We start from the raw sequence: 6,642 nt of genomic DNA on the forward strand, positions 1-6,642 counted from the left end.
GCGGGCAGGGGCGACAGCAGACGCTAGAGGACTGTAGCGAGCGGCGGAGAGGGGAAAAATTGGTTTCTGGGCAAGCGAGGCTTCGCGCTTTTCGAAGGGTTTACACCTTGGTCGCAATGATCGCCGCGGCTCAGGTCGCCGCGGCTTCGCGCTCCCGGGTCTCCGCGCCGACCAGGTGGTCGACCATCTGGCGGGCGATCAGCGGCAGCGCCTCCAGGTTACGGACACCGATGACCAGTTCGCGCTCCGCCCACTCGTCGACCAGCGGGACCGTCGCCAGGGAGAGGCTCTCCCGATAGGCGGCGACGGCCCGGGCGGGCAGGATGCCGATCCCCATCCCGCGGTCGATCATGCGGCAGATACCCTCGAAGCTGCGCACCTGGATGCGCATCCGCAGTGGCCGTGACAGCCTCTGGGAATCCTGGTGCAGCAGGGCGTGGAGCGACGAGTCCTGTTCCAGTCCGATGAAGTCGTGATCCAGGGTCTCGGCGAAAGCCAGCCGTTGTCGGCTCGCCAGCGGATGGTCCCGCGCGGTGACCAGCACCAGCCGGTCCCGGCGGTAGGGCTGGATCGCAAGGCCCTCGGCGGGAATGTGCGCGGAGAAGATGCCGATGTCGGTGAGGCCGTCGCGAACGGCCGTGATGATCTCGTGACTTAGGCGCTCCTGCATGTCGATGCGGATCTGCGGGTAGCGCCAGGTGAAGTCGCTCAGGTCGTCGGGCAGGAACTCGATGACCGCGGAGGTGTTGGCGTGCAGGCGCACGTGACCCCGGATCCCCACGCTGTATTCGCTGAGGTCGGCGTTGAGATGGTCGAGGCTATCCAGCATGTGGCGGGCGTGATGGAGGAGCGCGTGCCCGGCGGGTGTCAGCTCGACGCCGCGCGGGCGTCGATAGAGCAGCGTGGTCGAGAGCTGCGCCTCGAGATCGCTGATGCGCTTGCTGACGGCCGCCAGCGCCAGGTGCTCGCGCTCGGCGGCGCGGGTCAGGCTCCGCAGGTCGGCGATGGCGACGAACAGCTTGAGCGTGGTGAAGTCGATTCGCTTCATGGTGGCGGCATCTGTGTGGCGACGAAGACCCGGCCACTCTATCGTTCGCGATGGACGAAGCCTAGCTTGACGATCGCCTAATTGTGGCGGCCCCGAGGCTGGGTCACGCTGCCGCTATCGATGAACGACCATGCCGGCAGCGATTCGAGAGAGGCGCTGCCGAACGTCACGAAGGAGAGCGATATGGCGGCCAGCGACGGCGCGCAGGCGCTAGCGGGACTCAAGGTGGTGGAGTTGGGCCAGTTGATCGCCGGGCCCTTCGCCAGCAAGCTGCTCGGCGAGTTCGGTGCGGACGTGATCAAGATCGAGCCGCCGGGAACGGGCGACCCGCTGCGCAAGTGGCGGGTGCTGAAGGACGACACCTCGTTGTGGTGGCATGTGCAGACCCGCAACAAGCGATCGCTGGCGCTGGATCTGCGCTCGGAGGAGGGACAGGAGATCGTGCGCCGGCTCATCGACGAGGCGGATATCGTGATCGAGAACTTTCGCCCCGGCACGCTGGAGAAGTGGGGGCTGGGCTGGGAGGCGCTGAGCGAACGCAACCCCGGCCTGATCATGGTGCGTATCTCCGGCTACGGGCAGACCGGCCCTTATCGCGATCGACCGGGATTCGGCGTCATCGGCGAGGCGATGGGCGGGTTGCGCTACCTTTCGGGTCATCCCGATCAGCCCTCGGTGCGCGTGGGGATCAGCATCGGCGATTCGCTGTCGGCGCTGTACGGCGTGATCGGCGCCTTGCTGGCACTGCAGGAGCGTCATCGCAGCGGCCAGGGGCAGTACATCGACGTTGCGCTCTACGAATCGGTATTCGCGATGATGGAGAGCCTGATCCCTGAATACGACAATGCCGGGGTGATTCGCGAACCCAGCGGCAGCGCCTTGCCGGGCATCACGCCCTCCAATGCCTATCCCTGCGCGTCGGGCGATGGGGAGGGTGAGGAGTACGTGCTGATCGCCGGCAACGGCGACAGTATCTTCAAGCGCCTGATGGCGGCGATCGGCCGCCAGGATCTCGCCGACGATCCGCGTTTCGCCCACAACGACGGCCGCAGCCGGCACGCCGAGCTGATCGATGGCGCCATCGCCGACTGGACCCGCCGCCACCGGCGTGACTACGTGCTCGACGTGCTGGAGAGCGCTCACGTGCCGGTGGGCTACCCCTATACCGCCAAGGATATCGTCGCCGATCCGCACTACCTGGCCCGGGAGATGATCGAGACCATCCGGCTGGGCGATGGCGAATCGCTCAAGGTGCCCGGCGTGCTGCCCAAGCTGAGCCGCACGCCGGGACGAATCGAAGGCGGCGGCCCGGCGCTGGGCCAGCATACCCAGACGGTACTCGACGAGCTGGGGATCGACCGCGATACCCAGGCGAAGATGCGCGAACGAGGAGTGATCTGATGAGGTCGACGACCATGCAGTCCCGCGTCACCGTCAACGACGTGGCGCCGCGAGACGGTCTCCAGATCGAATCGCGGTTCGTTCCCACCGAGGAGAAAATTCGGCTGATCGATGCGCTCTCCCGCACCGGGCTGGCGAAGATCGAGGCGACCTCGTTTACCTCGCCCAGGGCGATTCCCAACCTGCGCGATGCCGAGGAGGTCATGCGCGGCATCGAGCGTGTGGCGGGAGTCGGCTACGTGGTACTGGTCCCCAACGAGAAGGGCGCCGAGCGTGCCCTCGCCTGCGGGGTCGACGAGATCAACCTGGTGCTGTCGGCCAGCGACAGCCACGGCCGTGCCAACCTCCGCATGACCGCGGAACAGTCGCTGGAGCGCTTTGCCAACATCCTGGAGATCACCCGGGGAAGCGACGTCTTCGTCAACGCCTCGATCTCGACGGCGTTTGGCTGCCCCTTCGAAGGCGAGGTGCCGTTCAAGCGGGTGCTGTCGATCACCGAGAAGCTGCTGGCGCTGGGCGTCCAGGGGATCACCCTGTGCGACACCACCGGGATGGCCAATCCACGCCAGGTCGCCGACCTGAGCCGCGAGACGTTGAGCCGCTGGCCGTGGCTGCCGGTGACGCTCCACGTCCACGACACCCGTGGCATGGGGCTGGCCAATGCCCTGGTCGCTTGGCAGAGCGGGATCACCCGGTTCGATGCCGCGCTGGGCGGCCTGGGAGGCTGTCCCTACGCGCCGGGGGCCAGCGGCAACGTGTGCAGCGAGGATCTGGTCCACATGTTCGAGCAGATGGGGGTGGGGACAGGGGTCGATCTCGACCGGCTGATCGCCGCCGCCGAGCTGCTGCCGGCGATGATCGGCCACGACGTGCCGGGCCAGGTGGTCAAGGCCGGCACGTCGGATCGCCGCTATCCGCTGCCGGAGACGGCCAACGGCTGAGCGCCGGCGGGATCAGGCCGTCGTGGCATCGCGCTGGTGCACCAGGCGGCCGTTGGCCCAGGTCGCTGCCACCGTGCGGTCGTCGCCCAGCATCATCATGGCGAACAGGCGCTCCGCCAGGGTCGTGGCCTGGGACAGGCGGCGTGCCATCAACGGGGTGGACTCGGGGTCGAGAACGGCGATATCCGCCTCGAACCCCGGCTGCAGGCTGCCGATCCTGTCGTCCAGATGCAGCGCCCGGGCGTTGCCCAGGGTGAGCCGATAGAATCCCTGCCAACCGGTCAGGGCCTGGCCGAGCAGGGCGCCGACCTGATAGGCGCCCTGCAGGGTGCCGAGGCCGGAGAGCGAGGTGCCGCCGCCGACATCGCTGGCCAGCGATGTCATCAACCCCGCCTCCCGGCAGGCCAGGCGATCCATCAATCCGCTGCCGAGGAACAGGTTCGAGGTGGGGCAGAAGGCGATGTTGGCGCCTCCCTGCGCCAGTCTCCGGCGCTGCTCCCCGTTGAGGTGGATGCCGTGGGCGAAGGTGCTGCGCGGGCCGACGAGTCCATGGCGCTCGTAGACATCGAGATAGTCACGGCTTTCCGGAAACAGCTCGGCCACCCAGGCGATCTCGCCGCGATTTTCCGACAGGTGGGTCTGCAGGTAGAGATCGGGGGCGTTGCGCAGCACGCCGCCCACGGCGTCGAGCTGCTCGCGAGTGGAGGTCGGCGCGAAGCGCGGCGTCAGGGTGTAGTCGAGACGATCGCGGCCATGCCAGTCGGCGATCAGCCGCTCGCTGTCGCGGACGCCGCCCAGAGTGTCGTCGGTCAGGGCGTCCGGCGCATGGCGGTCCATCAGCACCTTGCCGGCGATCATGCGCAACTGGCGACGCTGGGCCGCCGCGAAGAAGCTGTCCACCGAGATCGGATGCGAAGAGCAGAACACCTGCGCGGTGGTGGTGCCGACCCGCAGCATCTCGTCGAGGAACCGCTCGGCGCCGGCCCGGGCGTATTCGGCATCGGCGAACCGGCATTCGGCGGGGAAGGTGTAGTCGTTGAGCCAGTCGAGCAGCTCGCGGCCATAGGACGCCATGATGTCGAGCTGGACGTAATGAACGTGGCTGTCGATGAAGCCGGGCATCATCAGCTTGTCGCGGTAGTCGACGATCTCGATGTCGACGGGCAGCCGATCGGCGAGCGCGTCGAAAGGTTCGACGGCGTGGATGTGGCCGTCGACGATCCAGATCGCCCCGTCCTCGAGATAGCGGGTGGCACCGGCCAGCGGCACGGCGTCCTCGCCGGGATCGTCGAGACAGGTGAAGAGCGGGCCGCGAAGCAGGCGGTGGTGAGTTTGCATGGTCATTCTCTGGCGGAACCTGTCGAGTGGGCGTTGTCGATCGGATCGGTGGTGGAAAAGGCGTGGCGAAGTCGTTCCGGTGCCGCGCCCCGCCGATCCGGCGCGTCTTGCGGCTCGTGGCGATCGGCCAGCAGCTCGGCGGCCACGCTGATCGCGATCTCGCAGGGGCGCTTGCTGGCGGTGGAGACCAGGCCGATGGGGCAGCGAACCCGTGCCAGCGCGGCGTCATCGAGCCCGGCGGCGGCCAGGCGCGAGCGAAAACTGGCCCATTTGCTGCACGAGCCGATCATGCCGATGGAGCGCAATCCCTCGCCGCCCGAGTGGGCTCGCGATAACAGTGCCGCGATCAGATCGCGATCCTGGGCGTGGTCGTGGGTCATCACCAGCACGTGAGCGTCACGGGGGATGGCCGCCACGGCCTGTGCCACGCCTTCGGCATCCGCCGCCAGCGTCAGGGGCCGGACGCGGTCGGGATAGCGGTCGTGAGAGGCCCCGAGCGGGAACGCCCCGTCGCGGCTGTCGTACCAGTCGATGCGCCAGGGCAGCGGCGCGAGCAGTTCGACCAGCGCCCGGCCGACATGGCCGGCACCGAACAGCGTCAGGTGGCTGTCGGCGCCGGCGAAGACCTCGATCAGTACATGCACGAACCCGCCGCAGCACTGACCGGAGCGACCGCCCAGCGGAAACGCCTCGAGATGGGTACCTGCCGCCACGGGCGTTGCCGCCAGATGCCGTCGGGCGCTCTCGATCACCTGCTGCTCGAAATGGCCGCCGCCCAGCGTATCGATGACCGCCGTCGAGGTGACGACCAGCTTGGCGCCGGGCTCCCGCGGGGTCGAACCGGCAGCGCCGACGATGCTGGCAAGCACGTGGGGAAGGGCGCACTCCTGCAGGCGGTGCAGCGCGGCGTGCCAGCTTTCGCGGTGATCGCGGGTTCCGGGAGAGCCGTCGGCGCTCATCGTGACGCTCCGGCGTTCGCAGGCCCGGCGCGCAGCGCCTCGGCCGCCATCAGTACCCGCTCCGGCGTGGCGGGAGTATCCAGCGGCGGGCTGACCCGATAGTCGGTGAGGCTCGACAGTGCATCGCGCAGCGCCGACCACACCGAGATACCCAGCATGAAGGGCGGTTCGCCCACGGCCTTGGAGCGATAGATGCTGGCCTGGGAGTTGGGGTGGCCTTCGAGCAGTTCGACGTTGAAGATCGGCGGCAGGTCGCCGAAGGTCGGGATCTTGTAGGTGGCGGGGCCATCCGTCAGCAGACGCCCGTCGTCGTTCCACTTCAGCTCTTCGCTGGTCAGCCAGCCCATGCCCTGGATGAAGCCGCCCTCGACCTGCCCCAGGTCGATGGCCGGATTGAGCGAGTCGCCGACGTCGTGAAGGATATCGACGCGTTCGACCCGGTACTCCCCGCTCAGGGTGTCGACGCTGACCTCGCTGACCGAGGCGCCGTAGGCGAAGTAGTAGAACGGTCGGCCCTGTCCGGTGTCGCGATCGTAGTGGATCAGCGGCGTGGCGTAGAACCCGGTCGCCGACAGCGAGATGCGACCGAGATAGGCCGCCTGGACGAGGTCGCCCCACGGCACCCGGTGGTGCACGTCGCCAACCCCGGAGACCAGTTCGCCGTCGACGAGACGCAGCCCCTCGCGGTCCAGGCGATAGTGCTCGGCGGCGAAGTCGAGCAGGCGCCGGCGGATCCGGGCGGCGGCGTCGCGGGCGGCCATGCCGTTGAGATCGGCACCGCTGGAGGCCGCGGTGGGCGAGGTGTTGGGGACCTTGTCGGTGCGAGTGGCGCTGATGCGCACCGCGTCGAAATCGAGCCCCAGCTCGCGGGCGACCACCTGGCAGATCTTGGTATGCAGGCCCTGGCCCATCTCGGTGCCGCCGTGATTGATCATCACGCTGCCGTCGGTGTAGA

Annotated in this window: 6 protein-coding genes; 2 read left to right on the forward strand and 4 right to left on the reverse strand. The window is 68.1% G+C overall.

The window, feature by feature from the left end:
- Positions 1 to 130: 130 nt before the first annotated feature.
- Positions 131 to 1,048, reverse strand: a complete 918-nt coding sequence (locus Q0602_RS16540) for a LysR family transcriptional regulator (RefSeq protein WP_298845630.1) — start codon at positions 1,046 to 1,048, stop codon at positions 131 to 133.
- A 183-nt stretch (positions 1,049 to 1,231) separates the two neighbouring features.
- On the opposite strand from Q0602_RS16540, the gene Q0602_RS16545 reads away from it, so the two are divergent.
- Both Q0602_RS16545 and Q0602_RS16550 read left to right on the forward strand, forming a co-directional pair.
- Complete coding sequence (locus Q0602_RS16545) at positions 1,232 to 2,449, forward strand: CaiB/BaiF CoA-transferase family protein (RefSeq protein WP_298845643.1); 1,218 nt, start codon at positions 1,232 to 1,234, stop codon at positions 2,447 to 2,449.
- A complete protein-coding gene (locus Q0602_RS16550; RefSeq protein ID WP_295040732.1) occupies positions 2,449 to 3,390 on the forward strand; it encodes a hydroxymethylglutaryl-CoA lyase in 942 nt (313 codons plus the stop codon). Before Q0602_RS16545 ends, Q0602_RS16550 begins: the two co-directional genes overlap by 1 nt.
- Positions 3,391 to 3,402: 12 nt before the next feature.
- Here the strand turns inward: Q0602_RS16550 and guaD are convergent, their stop codons facing one another.
- The 3 genes from guaD to Q0602_RS16565 all read right to left on the reverse strand — a co-directional run.
- The gene (guaD, locus tag Q0602_RS16555) at positions 3,403 to 4,734 is read right to left on the reverse strand and encodes a guanine deaminase (RefSeq protein ID WP_298845631.1); all 1,332 of its coding nucleotides are present in this window, start codon (positions 4,732 to 4,734) and stop codon (positions 3,403 to 3,405) included.
- A complete protein-coding gene (gene xdhC, locus Q0602_RS16560) occupies positions 4,731 to 5,687 on the reverse strand; it encodes a xanthine dehydrogenase accessory protein XdhC (protein ID WP_298845633.1) in 957 nt (318 codons plus the stop codon). The genes guaD and xdhC overlap by 4 nt, the downstream gene beginning before the upstream one ends.
- On the reverse strand, positions 5,684 to 6,642 hold a 959-nt coding region (locus tag Q0602_RS16565; RefSeq protein WP_298845635.1), incomplete at its 5' end, for a molybdopterin cofactor-binding domain-containing protein. The genes Q0602_RS16565 and xdhC, both read right to left, overlap by 4 nt.

The sequence above is a fragment of the uncultured Salinicola sp. genome, assembly GCF_937921195.1.
Classification (GTDB): Bacteria; Pseudomonadota; Gammaproteobacteria; order Pseudomonadales; family Halomonadaceae; genus Salinicola.